Origin of the sequence: Amycolatopsis nivea (assembly GCF_004522235.1) — a bacterium.
Lineage (GTDB): Bacteria > Actinomycetota > Actinomycetes > Mycobacteriales > Pseudonocardiaceae > Amycolatopsis > Amycolatopsis nivea.
Map to the genome: position 1 here is coordinate 1 of NZ_SDLT01000013.1, position 17,506 is coordinate 17,506.

At 69.3% G+C, this 17,506-nt stretch carries 16 protein-coding genes; 3 read left to right on the top strand and 13 right to left on the bottom strand.

Annotated elements, in window-relative coordinates; genetic code table 11:
* Positions 1–1,676: 1,676 nt before the first annotated feature.
* Together EIZ44_RS17350 and EIZ44_RS17360 are read right to left on the bottom strand one after the other, a co-directional pair.
* Complete coding sequence (locus tag EIZ44_RS17350) at positions 1,677–5,027, bottom strand: TM0106 family RecB-like putative nuclease (RefSeq protein WP_134729723.1); 3,351 nt, start codon at positions 5,025–5,027, stop codon at positions 1,677–1,679.
* A 311-nt stretch (positions 5,028–5,338) separates the two neighbouring features.
* Positions 5,339–6,310, bottom strand: a complete 972-nt coding sequence (locus EIZ44_RS17360; protein WP_134729725.1) for an alpha/beta hydrolase — start codon at positions 6,308–6,310, stop codon at positions 5,339–5,341.
* A gap of 283 nt (positions 6,311–6,593) precedes the next feature.
* Here EIZ44_RS17360 and EIZ44_RS17365 point away from each other — a divergent pair, with 283 nt between their 5' ends.
* Positions 6,594–7,121, top strand: a complete 528-nt coding sequence (locus EIZ44_RS17365) for a GNAT family N-acetyltransferase (RefSeq protein WP_167754170.1) — start codon at positions 6,594–6,596, stop codon at positions 7,119–7,121.
* Between the two features lie 28 nt (positions 7,122–7,149).
* On the opposite strand, the gene EIZ44_RS17370 is transcribed toward EIZ44_RS17365, so the two are convergent.
* From EIZ44_RS17370 to EIZ44_RS17400, 8 genes are all read right to left on the bottom strand, one after another.
* Complete coding sequence (locus EIZ44_RS17370; RefSeq protein WP_134729729.1) at positions 7,150–8,367, bottom strand: RNA polymerase sigma factor; 1,218 nt, start codon at positions 8,365–8,367, stop codon at positions 7,150–7,152.
* Entirely contained in the window at positions 8,364–8,687 is a 324-nt protein-coding gene (locus EIZ44_RS17375) for a YciI family protein (protein WP_134729731.1), read from the bottom strand. The genes EIZ44_RS17370 and EIZ44_RS17375 overlap by 4 nt, the downstream gene beginning before the upstream one ends.
* A 19-nt stretch (positions 8,688–8,706) precedes the next feature.
* Entirely contained in the window at positions 8,707–9,327 is a 621-nt protein-coding gene (locus EIZ44_RS17380) for a dihydrofolate reductase family protein (protein WP_134729733.1), read from the bottom strand.
* Positions 9,328–9,434: 107 nt separating this feature from the next.
* Complete coding sequence (locus EIZ44_RS17385; RefSeq protein ID WP_240691343.1) at positions 9,435–10,073, bottom strand: phosphotransferase; 639 nt, start codon at positions 10,071–10,073, stop codon at positions 9,435–9,437.
* Positions 10,019–10,246 carry a hypothetical protein gene (locus EIZ44_RS45130; RefSeq protein WP_205673186.1) on the bottom strand — a complete coding sequence of 76 codons (228 nt, stop codon included), beginning with the start codon at positions 10,244–10,246 and terminating at the stop codon, positions 10,019–10,021. The genes EIZ44_RS17385 and EIZ44_RS45130 overlap by 55 nt, the downstream gene beginning before the upstream one ends.
* Positions 10,247–10,254: 8 nt before the next feature.
* On the bottom strand, positions 10,255–11,163 hold the full coding sequence (locus tag EIZ44_RS17390; protein ID WP_134729735.1) for a ribonuclease Z: 909 nt from the start codon (positions 11,161–11,163) through the stop codon (positions 10,255–10,257).
* A gap of 127 nt (positions 11,164–11,290) precedes the next feature.
* Positions 11,291–12,256, bottom strand: coding sequence for an NAD-dependent epimerase/dehydratase family protein (locus EIZ44_RS17395; RefSeq protein ID WP_205673188.1), 966 nt, complete (start codon positions 12,254–12,256; stop codon positions 11,291–11,293).
* The gene (locus tag EIZ44_RS17400; RefSeq protein ID WP_134729737.1) at positions 12,253–13,221 is read right to left on the bottom strand and encodes a ScbA/BarX family gamma-butyrolactone biosynthesis protein; all 969 of its coding nucleotides are present in this window, start codon (positions 13,219–13,221) and stop codon (positions 12,253–12,255) included. Before EIZ44_RS17400 ends, EIZ44_RS17395 begins: the two co-directional genes overlap by 4 nt.
* 183 nt (positions 13,222–13,404) lie before the next feature.
* Between EIZ44_RS17400 and EIZ44_RS17405 the strand changes: the two genes are divergently transcribed.
* Positions 13,405–14,031 carry a ScbR family autoregulator-binding transcription factor gene (locus EIZ44_RS17405; protein WP_037810545.1) on the top strand — a complete coding sequence of 209 codons (627 nt, stop codon included), beginning with the start codon at positions 13,405–13,407 and terminating at the stop codon, positions 14,029–14,031.
* 128 nt (positions 14,032–14,159) lie between these two features.
* Here the strand turns inward: EIZ44_RS17405 and EIZ44_RS17410 are convergent, their stop codons facing one another.
* Positions 14,160–14,777 carry a ScbR family autoregulator-binding transcription factor gene (locus tag EIZ44_RS17410; protein WP_240691333.1) on the bottom strand — a complete coding sequence of 206 codons (618 nt, stop codon included), beginning with the start codon at positions 14,775–14,777 and terminating at the stop codon, positions 14,160–14,162.
* A gap of 275 nt (positions 14,778–15,052) precedes the next feature.
* Between EIZ44_RS17410 and EIZ44_RS17415 the strand changes: the two genes are divergently transcribed.
* Positions 15,053–15,820 (top strand): AfsR/SARP family transcriptional regulator, encoded by a 768-nt coding sequence (locus EIZ44_RS17415; RefSeq protein ID WP_037810546.1) that lies wholly within the window; start codon positions 15,053–15,055, stop codon positions 15,818–15,820.
* 87 nt (positions 15,821–15,907) lie between these two features.
* On the opposite strand, the gene EIZ44_RS45135 is transcribed toward EIZ44_RS17415, so the two are convergent.
* Complete coding sequence (locus EIZ44_RS45135) at positions 15,908–16,480, bottom strand: hypothetical protein (RefSeq protein WP_205673189.1); 573 nt, start codon at positions 16,478–16,480, stop codon at positions 15,908–15,910.
* A gap of 59 nt (positions 16,481–16,539) precedes the next feature.
* Positions 16,540–17,427: a nucleotide disphospho-sugar-binding domain-containing protein gene (locus tag EIZ44_RS17425; protein WP_134729741.1), complete on the bottom strand. Its 888-nt coding sequence runs from the start codon at positions 17,425–17,427 to the stop codon at positions 16,540–16,542.
* Between the last annotated feature and the right edge of the window lie 79 nt (positions 17,428–17,506).

A 17,506-nucleotide genomic window follows, 5' to 3' on the forward strand; every position in this document is an offset into this window, starting at 1 on the left:
GTCACCGCGGCGGCTTGACAACTTCATTGAGAAGCTCCTTTTCTCTGTGGTTGGCTCTCAGCTTAACGAACATGTTCGTTACGAACAAGTTCGCTACCGGGTGACGCCGGTCAACCCCCGATCCAGGTCGGTGGCTTGGGACGGTTCGCGCGTCCGGGCGCGCGGCGAATGGACAACGATTCGCCAGAGAGCGCAACCTGATCGAGGTCCGCCTGGTTTAACCAAGCGGTCACTCGCTTGGTGGCGATCCAGATCACCTGAGGGGGCCGGAACATTCGGGCGGTTGGAGCGTTGTACAGGGTGTCGGTACGGAGGTGCCCCCGGGCCTCACCTTCTGCCTTCCAGGAATACCGGTCCGGCCGGAGCCTGGTCGTGCCACTCGCCGCGAGGCGGCCCCCGTACCGGCGCAGAACTACCCGCTCCGCGTGACTGCTCCCCCCAGACGCGGAACGGGATCCGGTGCTCCTGCTCCCGCCGGCCGGTAACCCCCAGCCGGTCCGGACGGAGAGCGGGAGCACACCCCCGGCCGCGGGAATGTTCTTGGCCCGCAAGGGGTTGTATTGGGTGTGGGGGAGCAGGCTTTGCCCACTGGATGAGTCCGGGTTCGACTGCGGGTTCGCAGATGAGTTCGGTTGAGCCGAGTTCAATTGCGGATGCGCAGCTGAGTCCGGTTGAGCTGAGTTCAACCGCGGGTGCGCGTCGGAGTCCGGATAAGCCGGGTTGCGCCGCAGAGTTCGGAGGAATCGGGTTCGGCCGCAAATGCGGTCAGAGTTCGAACCGAGCTCGGCCGCAGATGCACGTCGGCAGTCCGGACGAGCTGGGTTGCGCCGCTCGTCGGTGTGCCGGGCAGTCCGGTTGAGACCGTCCGAACCGGACACGCCGTTTTCCCAAGCCACCCCGTCCGCTGCGGCATCTCTCCCCAGTGCCCCGCGCGGACGGGGACCCCGCGCCCCCGCTCCGGCTCCCGCAAGCCGGACGCGCGGGGCGCCCAAACCACCTCGCTCGCCGCGCCACCCCTCCCCCACGGTCGCGCGAGCGGGGACATGCGCCCGCCCGGCCGCCGGATCCCGACCGGATCGGCCGGGTGGGTGCCCCTCGTAGCGCCCACCCGCCCTGCAGCGCGGGCAGACGTTGCCTTTGCTGAGCGACGCATCGCGGGCGCTCCCGCACCGAATGACGCATCACGGCACAGCAATACCCGCCCTCGCTGAGTGACCGCATCACGGTGCGGGGGATGCTCGCCTGTCACCGAGCAACGCTTCCGAGCGCGGGCAGCCAGCGCGGGCAGTCCTCCTTCGCCGAGCAACTCGTCGCCGCCGCAGTCACGCACGACTCACCCAGGAACGCACTCCGGACCGTTCGTGGGCGCTCCACACCGGGAAGCATCCGAGGTCGGGCGCACGCTCCACACTGACCAACGCATCCAGGCACGGGCATGCACGCCCTCACCTAGTAACGCGTCCCCACGCGCGCAGCGCACCCTCGCTGAGCGACACACCACCCGCAGGCGCGCACGCCCACATCACGGCACAGGCATGCACACCCACACCGGGTGACGCCCCAGGCACAGGCAACGCACCATTCACCGAGCAACGCATCGCGCCACTGGCAAGGACGCCCCACACTCAGTGACGCGTCCCAGCACGGGTGAACTCACCCGTCGCCAAGCGCCTGGCTCAGCCGATCCATTCGCGGGCGTCGCGGAGCAATCCGAGCATTCCGGAGACCAGCCGCATCTGGTCTACCGTTCTGATGTCGGCTTCGAGCAGCTTCGGAGAGCACACCAGGACAGCGACGGATTGCGCGCGGGAGAGAGCGACGTTCAACCGGTTACGGGACAACAAGAAATCAAGGCCTCGCGGCAAGTCTACCGCCGACGAGGAGGTCATTGTCGTCACCACAACGGGTGCTTCTTGACCCTGGAACCGGTCCACTGTGCCGACTCGGACGTCGGCGAAGCCGGCGTCGGAGAGTGCGCGCGTCACGACTCGCGCCTGCAAGTTGTACGGGGCTACGACAAGGAAATCGGCGTCCGTGAGCGGTCGGCCTTCCCACGAACGGCCGTGCAGGGACTTGATCACCGCGACCACTTGCTCGGCTTCTTCGACCGAACGCGTGGTGTTCCCGCGATGCTCGACCGATGCCAGATAGAGACCGGACGGGAAGCCGTCGACCGAACGTTCCGCGCTGGGATGCGAGTGCAGCAGACCCGCGTACGACAGGTTGGAAACCGGGGCGCAGACCGCGGGATGCATGCGGCGCGTCAGGTCTAGGAAATAGCCCAGTTCCGGCGGGATGATGTCCGCCTCGCCGATCAGGTGGCCGAGCGCCGACGCCTCCGCACCGGCCGGGTGCGTGCCTTGCACGACTTGCGGCAGTTGTTGCGGATCCCCCAGTAGTACCAGGTTTTTCGCGCACATCGACACCGCCAGTGCGTCCGCGAGGGCGAACTGACCGGCTTCGTCGATGACGAGAACGTCGAAGGGTTCCTCGCGCACGGCGGCGTTGGCGAAGGTCCACGCCGTGCCGCCGACCAGGTGGCCGGTGTCGTGTTCTTCACGCCAGCGTACCAGCGCGGTGTTGTTTTTCGGCTGCTCCCAAGGCAATGACGGGTCCGGCGTCCGCTTCGCGCGCTTGGCGCAGGCCATCTCCGGCGCGTTTTCCATGGCCGCCGAGAGCACGTTCTCGACCGCTTTGTGGCTGTTCGACGTGACGCCGACGGTCCGGCCCGAACGCACCAGATGGGCGATGAGTTTCCCTGCCAGGTAAGTCTTTCCGGCTCCGGGCGGGCCTTGGACGGCGAGCACGGAGCCGTCGAGCTGGTCGACTGCGGTGATCACCGTGGCGACCAGATCTTCGCCTGGTTCGGGCAGTCCGCCGCGCAACCGGGGGATGCGGCGCAGCAGGTCGACGCCGGGGTGTGACGGCAGCGCAGGCAGCGTTTCCCCTACCAGCCGGGCGAGATCGGCTACTGCCTCGTCCTTCGGCGACGGGCGGACCGGGCTGCCGGGCAGGACCGCTGCGGGGAGGTCGTTGGACGTCCGGTCCGGAGCGCTGCTCTCTTCCAGCGTCACTTCGACAGCCGTCGCGGACACGACTTTCGCGTCGCGCGCGTCGGCGCCGTAGCGCAAACGCACGTCGTCACCAGGCGCGTACGGATGCGGACGGTCCGGGTCGCACCTCACGACCAGCGTGCGTTTCGCGGTGCGCAACCGGCCGGACGGCGGCACCCACTCGCCCGCGGTCACCGACACCGGGACCGCGCAGGTCGTGTCTACTTCGAGATCGCTGATCGGCGCGGCCAGCTGGCGGAAGAACTCCCACCACGCCGGATTCGTCTCGCGGCGGTGGTAGCCGACGGAGGCGGCCAGCAGCGCGCGGGCGTGGTCGTCGGGGGTGAAATCCGCGGGGTCGTCGGGGAGGCCGTCCAGGAGCGGGTCGACCAGCGCGGCCATCGCGGCGGCGCGTTCGGCTCGGCGCTGGGCGGCTTCCTCTTCTTCGGTGCGGCGGAGCAGAGCGTCCACTTCGGACTCGGGATCCGGCTCGGCGAGGGCGATCCCGGCTTCGGCGCGCACGCGGTGCAGGAATTCGTGCAGGCGCAAGGTGGAAACGCAATCGTACTCGTTGTAGTCCGCGATGCCGCGCAGCACTTCTTCGGCCTGCTCGGTGTTTCCCGCCGACGAGAGCGTCAGGTAATCCTCGTACGCCTCGATGCTCGACGCCGCCGTTTTTACCTCGCCAGCACGGGCTTCCGGCATGTACAGTGGTTCTAAATACTTGATCGAATACGACCGCTGTCCTACCCGCAAAGCCTTGCGTACCACGGCATACAGGTCGATCATCGCGCCGCTGCGCAGCAGCTCGTCCACGGCTTCCTCCCGCGTGCCGTGGACGGCGGCGAGCCGCTTGATCGCCGTGACCTCGTACGGCGCGTAGTGGTAGACGTGCGCGTCGGGGTGTTCCGCGAGCCGTGCGGTGGCGAAGTCGACGAACTCCTCGAACGCTCGTTTCTCCTGCGCGCGCGAGTGTGCCCAGAACGGGGTGAAGCGCTCGTCCGGGGTGACCGCGCCGAAGAGGTACTCCAGGCCGGTGCCGGCCAGGGCGTACGGGTCGCCTTCCATGTCGAAGAAGACGTCGCCGGGGTTGGCTTCGGGCAGTTCGGCGAGCGCGTCCGGGGCGATGATTTCGTAGGCCAGCTCTCCGGTTTCGTCCTGCCGGACCTGGATCGCGGCCTGCGCGCGCAACGAGGCGAACGTGCCCTCGGACATGTCGCGCGGGCGGTCGGCGGGTTCGGCGCCGGCGAGCGCGTCGATGGTGCCGAGCCCGGCGGTTACCAGCTTGCGCCGCTGCTCGCTGCGCATCCCGGCGACCAGCGACAGGTCGCGGTCGGCCTCGCGCGCGGACGAGCAGTGGTCGGCGAACGCGCATCCGGTGCACGCCGGACGTTCGTCTGCCCAGATCCGGTCGGGCAGCTGCGGCGGACGGTCCTCCAGCCGGTCGCGGAGGCGGTCCACGAGCGGAAGGAAGTCGTCGACGCGCAGGCTGCGCGTGCTGCCGTCGCCCAGCAGCAGGTGCATCTCCGGCCCGGCGGGCCAGCCGCCGCGGCGCAGAGCGTCGGCGTACGCGGTGAGCTGCACAACCGCCGACGGCTTGGCGTGCCGGGCGAGCTTCGTGTCGTAGACCTCGTAGCGGCCCTGGTCGTCGCGCAGAAGGAAGTCGGCGCGGCCGGAGAACTCGCCGTCGTGGAACACCGCCTGGTAGACGATCGGCGCGCCCGCGCGCAAGGCTTCCTCGGTGGCCTTCGCCGCGACGACCGGATCGTGCTCCTCGATCTCGACGACCTGCGTCCGCTCGCTGCGCAACCGTCCGAGCGTGGCCGCCTCGTGCGCCCGCCCGTGCTTCACCGCCAGCCGATCGGGTGCCGAAGTGGGCCGCGGCGCGCCGGGTATCCCCGCCGCCAATGCCTGCTTGAGGATGCTCCGGTGCTCGCATTCGAGCAGGTCAGCGAGATCAGACGGCGTGTACATCGCCCGGCAGTCTGTCACGGCCGAGGGAGGGCTCTGGCGAGGCGGGTGCCGACACGCCGCCCGGAATTGTCGGTGGCGGGTGGGATGATCTTGGAGTGGGCGGGAACGGGTGTGATGGGAGGTGTGCGCCGCCTCGCCAGCCACGGCAGGGCGGCGCGCGGTCCGCTACGGCATCGGGCGGCTGAGCAACCGCTCGAGCCACGACTCACGAGCCGCGACGCACGCGTGGGCCAGCTTGGATTCTGGGGCGAGGTCGTAGAAGCCGTGGAACGCGCCGCCCCGCCAACCTCGGCAGGACGGCGCGCGGTCCGCTACGGCATCGGGCGGCCGAGCAACCGCTCGAGCCACGACTCACGCGCCGCGACGCACGCGTGGGCCAGCGCGGAGTCCGGGGCGAGGTCGTAGAAGCCGTGGAACGCGCCGCCCCAGACGTGGAGTTCTGCGTTGCCTCCTGAGGCCCAGATCGCGGTTGCGAAGGCGACGTCCTCGTCTCGGAAGACTTCCGCTGCGCCGACGTCGATGAAGGTCGGCGGGAGGCCGCTCAGGTCGGTTGCTCGGGCGGCTGCTGCGTAGGGCGAGACGTCGGCGGTTCCGCGGCGGTCGCCCAAGACGGCTGTCCACGCGGTCAGGTTGCTGGTCCGGTCCCAGACGCCGGTGCCGTCGTACTGGCGGGACGACACCGTCTCGTTGCGGTCGTCGATCATCGGGCATTGCAGCAGCAGGCCGAGCAGCGCTGGGGCACCTCGGTCGCGGGCCAGCAGCGCGGTGCCTGCGGCTAGTCCTCCGCCGCCGCTGCCGCCGAACATCACTAGGCGTAGCGGGTCGAAGCGCAGGGCGTTCGCGTTGGCGGCCGTCCAGCGCAGGCCCGCGTAGCAGTCCTCGACGGGGACCGGGTCGGGATGTTCCGGGGCCAGCCGGTACTCGACGGTGACGGCGACCGCGTCGTACTTCAGCACCCATTCGATCAGCGGGCTCGCTCCGGCGAAGCGGTCTCCCATCACCATTCCGCCGCCGTGGAGGTAGTAGATGCCGGGGCCGGAGGTCTCGTGGTCCGCGCGGGACAGGACGGAGACCGCGATCTCCGCACCGTCGTAGCCGGTGATGGTGTGGTGGGCGCAGCGGACCGGGCGGTCGCCGATTTGGTCTTCGATGCTGGGGAAAGGGAGGTTCCGGTAGTGCGGCAAGCGGTCCGCGGTCATGCCGACCGGCGCGTGGTCGGCTAGTGCGGGCAGCACCGCGGCGAGTTCTGGGTCGAATGGCGGACGCGGCGAATCGTGCGTCATGAGTGCTCCTGAAGGTCATCGTCCCCGCGACTAGCGCACAGCGAAGCGCACGCCAAGGGCGCGAAGGGGAATTGGGTGGGAAAGAGTCGGGCCAGGGCACTCGTCGGCCGGTACGCCGCCGAGAACCCGGCGGCTAGCCTCTGTCCACCTCGATGAGCATGCGGTGAGATTACCCTACTGCGGCGACATTCCCGGGCAGCACAACTGAATTCGCTGTCGGGCAAGGATATTGCTCGGTCCGTATTCGGGCGCGAGACGTCTGGGCGGTGCAGAATGGAAAGTCGTGACCGTCCTTCTCCCCATCCCCCGGACCACATTGCGACTGCGCCCGTGGCGGTCGGAAGATCGGCAGGTGTTGGTTGACGCACATCGCGATCCGCTGTTGCGCCGCCGGTTGACGACTTCCCTTGCCAACCACGCCGAGGCTCAGCGGTGGCTGGACGCACAAGCATCCGGCTGGGACTCCGCGTCGCAGTTCAGCTTCGCGGTGGCGGCCGTCGATGACACGCCGGTCGGTCACGTCGTCGTGAAAGTCCGGGACGCTGGTGCCGCCGAGGTCGGCTATTGGACGGCTGCCCAAGCTCGGGGGCGTGGCATCGCTGCCCAGGCGCTGGAAGTCACGTCGCGGTGGGCGCTCGACACGCAGCAGATCGTCCGGGTGAACCGCTTGGACTTGCTGCATGCCGAAGACAATCCGGCGTCCTGCCGGGTCGCGGAAAAATGCCGCTACATGCTCGCTGAATTGCTGCCTCCCGCGCCTCCGGACTTCCCGGCCAGGGGGCACCGGCATGTGCGCACGTCGGGGTGCTGACTGACCGGCGTTTCGTGCGTCGACGCCCCTACCGCAACTCATCCCGTCGACGAGACAGCGCAGCAGTCTCCGCGGTGTTGCCCGCCAGCTCGATCGCCCGGTCGTACGCCGTACGTGCATCCTCGTCGCGGCCTAACCGGCGGAGCAGGTCAGCGCGGGTGGCGTGGTACGGGTGATATCCGGCCAACCGGTCCCCGAGACCGTCGACCAAACCCAGCGCCACCGATGGGCCGTCGAGTTCGGCGACGGCGATGGCGCGGTTCAGGGCGACGATCGGCGACGGATCGACGCGGACGAGTTGGTCGTAGAGGGCGAGAACCTGCGACCAGTCGGTCTCGCGCATGTCCCGCGCGGACGTGTGCACGGCGTTGATCGCCGCCAGGAGCTGGTACCGGCCGGGAGCGACGCCGGTGGCGAGGCGCTCGCGTACGAGGCGGTGGCCTTCGGCGATCAGCGACACGTCCCAGAGAGCACGGTCTTGTTCGTCCAGGGCGACTAGCTCGCCGTCGGCGGACACTCGGGCGGGGCGGCGGGCTTCGGTGAGGAGCATCAGCGCCAGCAGGCCGGTCACCTCGCCGTGGTCGGGCAGCAGGGTGCGGATCAGGCGGGTCAGCCGGATCGCTTCGGCGGTCAGGTCCTGGCGCACGGGGTCGGTGTCGGGGCCAGTGGCCAGGTAGCCCTCGTTGAAGGCCAGGAACAGCACGGTCAGGACGCCGGAGACGCGCGTCGGGAGGTCTTCGGCGGCGGGCACTCGGTACGGGATGCGGGCGGCCTTGATTTTGGCTTTCGCCCGCGTGATCCGTTGTCCCATAGTGCTTTCCGACACCAAGAAGGCACGGGCGATCTCGGGCACGGTCAGGCCGCCGACCATGCGCAGGGTCAGGGCCACCCGGGATTCGGCGGCCAACGCCGGGTGGCAGCAGGTGAAGATCAGGCGGAGGCGGTCGTCGTCGATGAGGTGGGGAGGCGTCGCGTCGTACACCGGCTGGGCCTCCCGTTGCTTGTCGTCGCGTTTGTTTTCGCGGCGAATGCGGTCGATGGCTTTTCGGGTGGCGGTGGTGGTCAGCCAGGCGCCGGGGTTGGGCGGCACGCCGTCGGACGGCCATCGCTCCACCGCGGTCGCGAACGACTCGGCGGCGGCTTCTTCGGCGATGTCCAGGTCGCCGAAACGTTTGGTCAGACCGGCGACCACCCGGGCCCACTCCTCGCGGTGGGCGCGGGTGATCGCCTCCCGGACGTCGCTCACTGGAACGGTCGCACCTCGACCTTGCGGTTGCACGCTTTCGACCCTTCGGCGGCGAGCTTGAGCGCGACGTCGAGGTCCGGCGCCTCGATGATCCAGAAGCCGGCCAGGTATTCCTTCGATTCCAGGAACGGGCCGTCGGTGACCATTCCCGCCGCGTCCCGGTTGTCGATGACGGTCGCGGTTTCCGGCGCGGCCAGACCGCCCGCGAAGACCCAGTGGTTTCCGGTCTGGAGGCGCTCGTTGAAAACGTCGATCGCCGCGTCCTCCTCCGGCGTGACGGAAGGGGGCTGGTCGTGGATCACGGAAATCAGGTACCGCATCGCAGGATCCTTTCTGAGGTCAGCGGCCCGCGTACTGCGGACGCCCGGCCGGGCGCCAGACCTGCGTCGTCACGCCCTTCGTGTCCACTCGTGACTCAACCAGATCGAGGGCCAGATCCGGGCCGTTCTGCGGGAAAAGCCGCTGGCCCTGTCCGACGACCACCGGGATCACCAGGAAAATCATCTCGTCGACCAGGTCCATTTCCAGCAGCCGGCGGACCAGGGTGCCGCTGCCGTGCACCTGCAGTTCGCCGCCGGGCCGGGCCTTGAGGTCCGCGACGGCGGTCGCCAGGTCGCCGGACAGGACGCTGGTGCCGGACCACGCCGGGGCGGTGAGCGTCTTCGAGGCCACGTACTTCGGCCGCTCGTTCAGGGCGAGCCGGATGCGTTCGCGGCCGGGGGCGGCGTTGGCGCTCATCATCCCCCACGAGGCCGCGAACAGGTCGTACGTCCGGCGGCCGAACAGGAAGGCGTCGGCGCGGTGGTAGGTGTCGTTGATGAACGCGAGCGTGTCCTGGTCGCCCTTGCCCAGCGCCCATCCGCCGCGGTCGAATCCGTTTCGGCGGTCCTCCTCGGACGCGCCGCCGTTGCCCTGCACGACTCCGTCGACGGTCAGCTGGGTCACGGTCGTGAGCTTCATGGTCGGTTCCTTCGCTTCGGTGCTGCCCCTTGCGGGCGGCTTCACTACTGCTACGAACACCGGCGACCCGATCCGACAGCGCGGCCGAAAATTCTTGAGAAGATTTTTTAGCGGTGTGTCTCCAGCCAGGTCACGACGGCACGGATGAAGCCATCGATGCTGGTCAGCGGCTTGCCGGCGAGGAGTGGGTGGAGGTGTTCGACGCCGATCGGGTCGTTCCAGGCCCGGGCGCGGCGGCAGGTCTCCTCGTCGGCGGCCGCGCGGAGGACGTCCCAGCCGTGCCAGGTCGCGACGAGCGCGGCGTCGATTGCCGGGTCGGCCAGGATCGCCAGGTCCCAGTCGAGGACGCCGGTCAGCTTGCCGTCCGCGGAGAAGTGGACGTTGGTGCCGCCGAGGTCGCCGTGGACGAGTCTTGCCGGGACGTCTTCGAGCGCGAGCAGCGTGTCGAGCCGCTGCCGGACGTCGTCCTGCCACTTCGCCGGCAGCCGGGGAACGACGTCGTGCAGGACCTCCTCCCAGTCCGAGCGCGGGCGGTGGAGAACGGCTTCCAGCGCCGGGGAGATCTCGACCTCGCGCAGTGCCGTCAACAGCGGACCGAACGCTGCTGGATCGCCGACGCCTTCCGGCAACCCCTCGCCGTCTATCCAGGAAAGCGCGACGGCCGTGCGATCGCCGAAGCTGGTGACCGGGGTCAGCGGCTCCGGTATGGCGAACGGCAGGCCGGCCGCCGCGATCGTGTGGAGGATCTCGGCTCGGCGGCGGAATCGGGACGCTTGCTGATCCGTACCGCGGCGACGCCGGGCAGCAGCACCACGTGGTGCATATTCCCTTGCGTGGCAAGGCGAGCGGAGCCGACCGGGGCACCAGGGACGAGCGCCTCGGCGATTTCCAGCAGGTCAGCGGGGACCGGTGGCACCATTCCACTCCTCATCGGCGCGGCGGCAGCGGCACCACGTCCAGATCCCGTGCCACGTGGATCTCTCCGTCGAACACCTTCGCGGCTTCGTCGCGGAACCGGTCCGCCTCCTCGTAGGGGTAGCGCTGCGAGAAGTGCGTCAGCAGCAGTTCCCGGGCACCCGACTCCGCGGCGAGCCGTCCGGCGTCGGTGCTGGTCAGGTGGCCGTAGCGGTAGGCCAGGTCGGCGTCGGCGGCGCGGAAGGTCGATTCGGCGATCAGCAGGTCCGCCTCTCGTGCGCAGGCGAACGCGCCCGCGCACAGGCGGGTGTCCATCACGAACGCGACCACCTGGCCCCGGCGCGGCACGCTCACGTCTTCCAGCCGGACCAGGCCGTTCGCGGTCTCGAGTACGCCGTCGGCCTGGAGTTTTCGGACCGCGGGGCCCTGGACGCCGGCTGCGGCGAGTGCGTCGGGCAGCATCCGGAGGCCGTCCGGTTCGGCGTAGCGGTAGCCGAAGCAGTCGATGCGGTGTTCCAGCGGGTACGCCGACAGCGCGCCGCCGAGCGGGCCGGGGGCGGAGATCGGCAGCGGGACCAGTTCGGCGCGTTCGTGGAACGACGTGGAGTGCCGCAGGCGGTCGAAGTACTCCTGGCCGGACGCCGGGTAGTGACAGCGCACCGGGTGCGCGACGGCGTCCAGGGACAGCCGCTGGATGATGCCGGCGAGGCCGAGGCTGTGGTCGCCGTGGAAGTGGGTCACGCACAGGTGCGTGAGTTCGTTCGCCGTCGCGCCGGCGTACATCATCTGCCGCTGGGTGCCCTCGCCCGGATCGAAGAGGATGCCGTCGGTGTCGAAGCGCAGCAGGTAGCCGTTGTGGTTGCGGTGCCGGGTCGGCGTCTGGCTCGCCGAGCCCAGCACGACGAGCTCGCGTCGGGACATGACGATCATCTTCGCGCCGCGCCCGGGTTCGCCGCCACCGAAATGAACTCCGCGGAAACGGCGGCGGCCGTCCGGGACGAATTTCCGGACGGCCGCCGTCGTTTATCGCCGAATGAATTCGCTCCGATCAGACCGGCGCGGGAATTGCCAGCGTTTCCCGATACCAGTTTCGGGATTGGGCCAACCGGACGCGCAGCCCCGGCCCCGGCGGCACTCCGGTGAGCTTCCAGACCTTTTCGCTGTCGTACCAATGATCCCGGGTGAGCAGCGACCATTGGTGCTCGCTGAGCCACGGCGTGCGCGCCCGGTGCTCGGCAAGCGGCAGGTCCGCATCGGGAACCGGCAGGTCGAGCGTGCCGCAGACGGCTTCGAGCAGCTCGCGCATCCGCACCGGTTCGGGGTCGGCCACGTGGAACACCTCGCCGGGGCTGCCCAGTGCCGGGTCCAGCGCGAACGCACTGAGCACGGCAGCGAGATCCCACGACGACACCACTGATGTACGAGCCATGCCGCCCGCGGCCCACGCCGGCACCGCTCGCAGCCACTTCACCAGCGCGGGGACCACGTGCCGGTCTCCGTCGCCGTACACCAGGTGCGGCCGCAGAACGATCCCGCCCGCGGCGCGGACCTGCTGTTCTCCGGCCAGCCTGGTGCGGCTGGTCGCCGAGGCGGGCCCGAGGTCGAGCGTGTCCTCGGGCGCGCCTCGATGCTCGCCGTCCCGGTAGACCGCGCAGGTGCTGAGGTACACGACGCGCCGCGTGCCCGCGCGGTGCGCCTCCGCGAGCAGCCGGGCCGTGCCTCGGTCGTTGACCTCGGCGCATTCCTCTTCGGTGCCGCCGATCCGGGACGCGGCGTGCACGAGCGTCGCGACGCCCGTGCACGCCCCGGCCAGCCCGGCGGCGTCGGTGAGATCGCCTCGGTGGATCCGCGCGCCGGATCGCGTGATCCACTCCGGCACCGCACCGCGCGCCAGCACCCGCACCGCGGCGCCGCGGGCGAGCAACGCCCGCAGCACCGCCGAACCGATGAACCCGGTCGCTCCGGTGACGAGGATGTCCCCGGTCGTACTGTCCGCCCCCAGGCCGGCAGTCATGACCTGCGCATCGCCAGGATGCCGGTGGCGGCCGCGCGGCCCTTCTGCTCCAGCACCACCCGCACCACGCGGCAGCCGTCCGCGTCCGGTTCGAGTTCCTCGGCCACCAGCAGGCATTCGGAATCGAACTCGACGTAGGCGGAGAACTCGAAATCCGAACGCAGCGGAAGCGCGTACGGATCGCCGAGCGTCAGCAGCGCCGCCTGCCGCGCGCCCTCGATCAGCACCATGCCCGGGACATGGTCCACCGAGTGGTCGAACAGCACCGGATGGTCCGGGTCGAACTGCAGCGACCAGGTGCCCGGCACCGCGGTTTCCGCGACCAGCACGTCCTCCCCCCGGTCCCGGCCGACGAGCGCCGGGGCCACCGTGGGCAGCGCACGGGCCTGGAACGGCGTCGCCGCGAAATGGTCGCCGCGCAGCCGGCGGTAGACCGCCGGGGACACGCAGCGCCAGGTTTCCGAAGCGGTGCCGACCAGTTCGTCGTCGCGGAAGCAGCCGAACTCGGTCCGCATCCCGATGAGATTCTTGCCCCGGAACACCGGGTCGTGCGCGCTCGCCCGCAGCACCACGTCGATCGGCCGACCTTCGGTGACCAGCCCTTCGGGGGCGATAGAGCTGGTCTTCCAGTCGGAGATGAACGCGTTGCCGAGCGAAACGCCGTAGGCGCGGTGCGCGATCAGCAGCGACGCCTGGCGGGTGGTTTCCGCATACAGCATGGGGTCGTGCGACCCCGCGGTGCGCGGGCCGAAGAAGCCGTGCCGGCGCGGCCACTGCGCGCCGACCTCGAACTGCCCCTCGCCCACGATGTTCAGATCAGTGACGAAAACTTCCGAGACGGCCGCGCGGTGCACGAGATTGCGCGGGATCGTCTGCTGGAAGTCGACCGGGCGTCCGCCCGGCGAACTTTCGCCATCGGTGCTGAAGGTTCCTCGGACAGACTCCTCTAACAACATACCGACCATGTCGGTCCTCCCAGAAAAAAGAACTTCCCCAGTACCCCCACACCATGTTTAGCGGATACGGCCGGACAAAACCATACCTACCTACCGGTTTTTTTCTTCTGGATCCGATGGCCGGGACGGAGGTAGACTGGCGTGCCTGCGCGGCCGTTCCGGGCCCGCGGCTTCCCGAAAGGAGTGTGCGCAGTGGCTCGCCAGGAACGCGCGGAGCAGACCCGCAAGGCCATCCTCGACGCGGCCGCGTCCAGGTTCGACGCGGTCGGCTTTCTCGGTGCGAGCCTGTCGGACATCCTCGCCGAGGCAGGGGTGACGAAGGGCGCGCTGTATTTCCACTTCAAGTCCAAGGAAGAACTGGCGGACGCGTTGATCCGCGAGCAGTTCATCGTCTGGGACCCGCTGGCCGACGTCGAAAACCCGGGGCTGCAGACCGCCATCGACCTCACCCAGAACATGGGCCACAGCCTGCGCACCGACGTGCGCGTGCGCGCGGGCATCCGGCTGGTCATCGAACAGGGGTCGTTCGTCGCCCCGGCCGCGAACGCCTACAAGCAGTGGAACGACACCGTGCACGGCCTGCTGCTCGCCGCGAAAGCCGCGGGCGACGTGCGGAAAGAGGTCAACGCGCACGATCTCGCGCAGTACGTCGTCGCGTCGTTCACCGGGACCCAGCTCAGTTCGCAGGTGCTGACCGGGCGGACCGATCTGCACGAGCGGATCACGTTCATGTGGCAGACGATCCTGAACGCGGTGGTCCCGCCGCGGCGGCTGCACAAGTTCGATCCGGCCGGGACTCCTCCCGCCGACGCGGTGTGAGACTGGGAAAACCGGGCGGTCGGTCTTCTCAGTGAAGGCGTTGCCACGCAACGGGTTTCGGCGGATCCAGGCGGTTCTTTTGACTGGCGCAGTGCAGGGAATTCTCGACTCGTAGACGTCGCGGCCGCTCAGGTGCCTGTTGCCTCGGCGGCGGACGAATCCGCGGGCTGCGCCACCTCGATCACCCGCCACAGCTCGGAAAGCGTGCTCGCCAGATCCGTGCCCGCCGGGATCGTGCCGCTCGCCGCCGCCGTTTCGAGACCGACGCAGGTCACCACGACCAGCAGCGCCGCCACGTCCGGGCGGACGCGCGGGCTCAGCTCCCCCGCCCCGTGCGCCGCGGCGATGTGTGCGCGCACCTGGCCCATCCACGCGCGGACGAAGGCGACGAACCGCGGGTCGTTCGAGCCCATTTCGCGGGCCAACCGGAAGCTCGCGCCCACCTTGGCGTCCTCGGCGAGCCAGCCCATCAGCGCCCGGCTCAGGCCGGCCAGCCTGCGCAGATGCGGACGGCTCCCGCGCGCTCGCGCGACGTGCCCGTGCAGCACCGCGACGGCCGCCGACTGCACCTCGTCGCAGACCTCGTCCTTCGACGAGAAGTGGAAGTACAGGCCGCCCTTGGTCACGCCGGCCTCGCGGGCGATGTCCACCATGCTCGTGGCCGCGTAGCCGTCGCGGTAAAACAGTGTCGCCGCGGCGTCCAGCAGCAGGAGCCTGGTCAGCTCCGCACGGGCCTGTTTAGTCACCGTCTTCCCCATCGTCTCGCGCCGGGAACGGCACGGCGTGGGTTCCCGGCCTGCTCATCATGACATACCGACCGCCCGGTTTACTAGTCGGCAGGGCCGATTGCCTGGCCGTATCCGGCAGGTCGCGACCGGAACAGACCAACCACCCGGTTTTACCTTGAAAACCGACCTCCCGGTTTGCTATGGTCCTGTCACGGACCCGGCTCGGACCGGCAGGCAGCGGCGCTGGGGGCGCCGCCGGACGGGTCCGGCGCGAGAGACATCGGAGGGCAGTCATGCTCAACTACGAAATTCTCGGACAGATCAGAGTGAGCGGCCGGCCCGGCGTCTGCGCCCCGCGGGCCCGCAAGATCGAGACCCTGCTGTCCGTGCTGCTGGCCAAGAACAACCAGGTCGTGACCGCCGAGCACCTGATCAGCGAGATCTGGGGCGAACATCCGCCGGCAAGGGCGAGCGCGGCGTTGTACGTGTACGTGTCGCAGCTGCGGAAACTGCTGCGCGGCACGAGCAAGGATGCGGAAGAGAGCCCGGTGGTCACCAGTCCGCGGGGGTATTCGCTGCACGTCGGCATCGGCGAGCTCGATGCCGACCGGTTCACCCGGCTTTACGAGCAGGGGCGGACGTTGCATTGGGACCGCGGCTACGGGCAGGCGGCGAAGGTGCTGCGGGAGGCCACGAGCCTTTGGCGCGGTGCGGCGTTCGGCGGGTTCGCCGACTCGCCGGATGTGCAGGCTTACGCGACGCTGCTCGAGGAGAGCCGGCTTGGCTGCCTTGAGCTGCTGATGGAGACCGAGCTGTTGATCGGGCGGCATCGCGAGGTCGTCGGGCAGCTGTCCGCGCTGGCGAAGGAGCACACGCTGCGCGAGACGTTCACCGAGTATTTGATGACCGCGCTGGCCCGGTCCAACCGGCGGGCCGAGGCGTTGGAGACGTTCGCTTCGGCTCGGCAGAATTTGGTGCAGCAGCTGGGGATCGAGCCCGGGAGCTCGTTGCGGAAGCTGCACCACAGCATTCTTGTCGGCGAGATGTCGGACGCGGTCTGATCCTGACCGCGCCGGATTCGGCCCGGTCTTCCGCCACAAGCGGGAGACCGGGCCGTTCTTTTGTGCTGTGGGGCTAGGGCGAGAGCCTCAGCTGCGGTAAACCGACACTACGAAACCGCCGCCCGTGACTGGTTCGCCGTACCAGCCGCCCCAGCGGCTGTCCAAGGCCAGGCCCGCCAGTTCGGCCATCAGGTCCAGTTCGGCGGGCCACACGTACCGCAAGGGCAGCGACGCGTCAGTCAGGTGCACGATTTGCCGGACGTCGTCTACCGCGCGTACGCGGGCGTCCGCGGTCCAGCAGGCCGGGTCCGGGTGGCGGCCCTGGACTACCAGGGCACCGCCTGGGCGCAGGAGGCGGCTGTAGCGGCCGATCGCGCGCAGTTGGTCTCGCTGGTCGGGCAGGCGGGACAGCACGTCCGCGCCCAGGTAGCCGGTGTCGAAGCGCGAGCCGGGTTCGAGGTGGACCTCGTAGCCTTCGCCGGCCAGTGCGTCCGCTACCGGGCCGCCGCCGGGGACCAGGACTCTGCCCGAGCCGTGGCGCCGCGACACGCGGTCGGTCACTTCGGAGAGGAACGCGACCGCGCCCGCCGGGTCGTCCGCCAGCGGGGCCAGCCACGCTGCCACTGGATCGACCGGCTTTTCCATCACCCGGGTCGGCATTGCCGCCACCTCACTTCACGCAGTGGTCCTCTCTACTCCACAGAGAGTGCCGGAGCGATCTAAAGCGGACCTAGCGGGAGCAGGGGGGCGACGACCGCGCGAGGGGCCGGTAACGCGGCTACCTCCGCACGCAACGCATCCGCACCCGCGCGAAGTGTGTCGTCGGTGAGTCGGGAGATCTCTTCCACCGAACCAGTAAGCCCCGCGCCCGCCGCGGTGACGCGGGTACCGAAAGCGGACTCGGTCAACGACAACTGCGGCAGCCCGTACGCCACTGCGGCAAGGGCCAAAGTCTCGTCACCGTCGTGCACCACCGCCGCGCAGGTCGGCAGCACGGCGGCAGGAGGCGCGGAGTCCACTAGTTTCACGCTCGGCGGCAGGGTAAGCCCGGCTGGCAGTTCCGCTTTGCAGACGAACTCGGCGTCCACATCGGACAGTGTACTGAAGACTGGCTCATACCAGGAAGAGTCAGTCAGCGACAGGAGAATGCGAGGGCGGCATGCCTTGCGACGCAGCCAGTTGGGGATCACGGCCGGACCGAAATACGGAATGTGCCGTATTGAAGTTCCAGGAGAGTCCTTGTCTCGCAATGAAGGAGGGACGACGTCGAGCGTGTGGTCCGCAGCGATGCTGAAGTCCGACGGCCCGAGCACGCGAACTGCCTTGGCGTTGACCTCGCGGGCGGCGGTGATTCCGGCGGGTGCGTTCGACACGACTACAGCGGGCCGCCACAGTCGCGCGAACTTGACCAGCGCGGCGGATTCGGTCAGTTCCGCGTCGCCGTCTTCGAGCTCGGCCGCGACGCAGCCGGTGCGGAGGATGTCCTCGACGAACGGGGGGCGTCCTGCGATTTTCACGTCGTGTCCGGCGGTCCGCAGCGCCCAGGCCAGCGGCACCAGGGTGTGCAGCCGGGCGGTCGAGGACGGCGCGGCCAGGAGTACACGCATGGGATAGCTCCAGAGACGGCAAAAGCCGGGCCGGGATGGACAGTCTTTTCGAGACTATCCACCCCGGGCCGGCCCGGCG